The following is a 1,864-nucleotide window of genomic DNA, read 5'->3' as shown; positions in this document are numbered from 1 at the left end:
CCCGCTCGACCGGCACGGCCTCGGTGTCCACGACGGGCCGCTCGGCGTGCAGGGTCACCTCGTGCTCGGACTCGGTGATCGCCGGGCCGTCCAGGGCGTCGCGGGAGTTGCTGTCGGTGATCGGCTCACGGTCCAGGGTCACCTCTTCGCGGGTGACCGGCACGGTCACCTGCTGCTGCTCGGTGACGACGTACTTGCGCAGCCGCGCCTTGCCGGCCTGCTCGGTGCGGGTGCCCGCGACCAGGCGCTCCTCGGAGCGGGTCATCGCGTCGTCCGACCGGCCGGACGCGTCGCCGCGGTCGGTGCGGGTGTCCGTGTCGGTGCGGGTGTCGGTGCGGGTGTCGATGTCCGTGTCGCTGCGGGTGTTCCGGTAGTCGTTGCCGGTGGTGTAGCCGCCGCCCGACAGGCCGTAGTAGGTGTAGAGCTCCTCCTCCTGGCTCGGGCTCAGGTCGCCGTCCACGTCGATGCGGGGGGCGTCCTTGACCCGCGCCTTCTCGAAGGGCACCTCGAGGCGGTCGCCGCTCAGCTTCGCCCCGTCGAGGGGTACGAAGGACTCCTTGGTGCCGAACAGCCCGGTCTTGACCGAGACCCACACCGGGTTGTCGGTCTCGTTGTCGAGGTAGACCTGGCCGGCCGAGCCGATCTTGTCGCCGTCGTTGTCGTAGACGTCCGAGCCGATGACCTGGTGGATTTCGTCGCGCGTGATCATGAGAATCCTTCCTTGCGGTGGTCCTGCGTCGTGCGCAGGGCATGGGTGGTCCGGGGCGCGACTGGGCACGCCCCTCGGGTTGCTGCGTGGTGCCTGAGGTCAGTGGCCGAGGCCGGCCCGGTCGACCTTGCGGTGGAACCGCATCCCGGCCAGGCCGCCGAGGATCGCGCCGACCAGGGCGGCGATCACGGCGATCACCGCGGCGATGATCGCGCCGGTGGTCACATCGCCGCCGCCGATGGGCAGCCGGGGGAAACCGCCGACCTTGTCGAGGATGTCGAACTTGCTGCCGGCCACGGCGCCGGCGACGCCGACCAGCACGGCGATGACAATCGCCCAGACCCATACGGCTATGCCCTGCTTGACGCCGTCGAAACGAGCCATCCGGCCCGCGACGTAGCCGCCGCAGAAGTAGGCGATCAGCAGGACGGCCAGCAGGAGCAGGCCGCCGGCCACACCGATCGAGCCCGCCCGCTGCGAGGCCTGCGCCTGCGCCTGCGCCTCGGAGGTGTCGGTGCCCGTCGAGAGGCCGACGGCGGCGCCGGTGGCCACGAGCACGGCGGTGAGGATGACGGCGGTGCCGGTGGCGGTCAGCCAGCCGAAGAAGGCCGAACCCCACTTGATGCCGCCGTAACGGTCCTTCTCCCGCGCCAGAACCGACTCCCGGTCGGTGCGGGCCGCGGACGAGCCGGGGCCTTGATCGCCCGCCGCGTCCGTCCTATGTGGTGTATGGTCACGCTGGTCGGTTCCGGCGTCCGATTGCCAGCGGCGAGAGCCGGAGTTGGTCGAGTGCGATGGTGAACTCATGGCTGCTCCGGTGGTGCATCGATGACGAGGGGGATGGTCTGCACGACCTCGCTCGTCGGGGTGCCCGGACGTTTACGGGGTAAACACGCCGCCCTCCGAAATCTCGGAGCCCGAAAATGTCGCGGCGCTGCCGGATGCGATTTCCCGGGCCGCCGGTAAAATCTCGCAACGGGTCAAGACGCGTGCCCACCCTCCGGTTCCGAGTGAGGTGGGTTGCCGTGGTCTCTCGTCCGCGTCGGCGGCTGACAGTCGCTTCGAGATGTGATCACCGGTCGGGGCAGGATCCCCTCGTCATCACGTGCTTCGTCGAGCGGGACGTCACCGGTGACCGCGACGACGATCGTGCGG

General features: G+C 70.0%; 2 protein-coding genes. Both read right to left on the bottom strand.

Annotated features, from left to right (window positions below; genetic code table 11):
- Window positions 1–709, bottom strand: a 709-nt coding sequence (locus AB0M20_RS41135; RefSeq protein WP_364306706.1) for a PRC and DUF2382 domain-containing protein, incomplete at its 3' end; no start/stop codon positions are given.
- A 99-nt stretch (window positions 710–808) separates the two neighbouring features.
- The gene (locus AB0M20_RS41130; RefSeq protein WP_364306704.1) at window positions 809–1,516 is read right to left on the bottom strand and encodes a hypothetical protein; all 708 of its coding nucleotides are present in this window, start codon (window positions 1,514–1,516) and stop codon (window positions 809–811) included.
- Window positions 1,517–1,864 lie beyond the last annotated feature (348 nt).

Origin of the sequence: Actinoplanes sp. NPDC051633, from assembly GCF_040681735.1 — a bacterium.
GTDB lineage: Bacteria > Actinomycetota > Actinomycetes > Mycobacteriales > Micromonosporaceae > Actinoplanes.
This window is presented reverse-complemented; position numbering and strand designations above follow the sequence as displayed.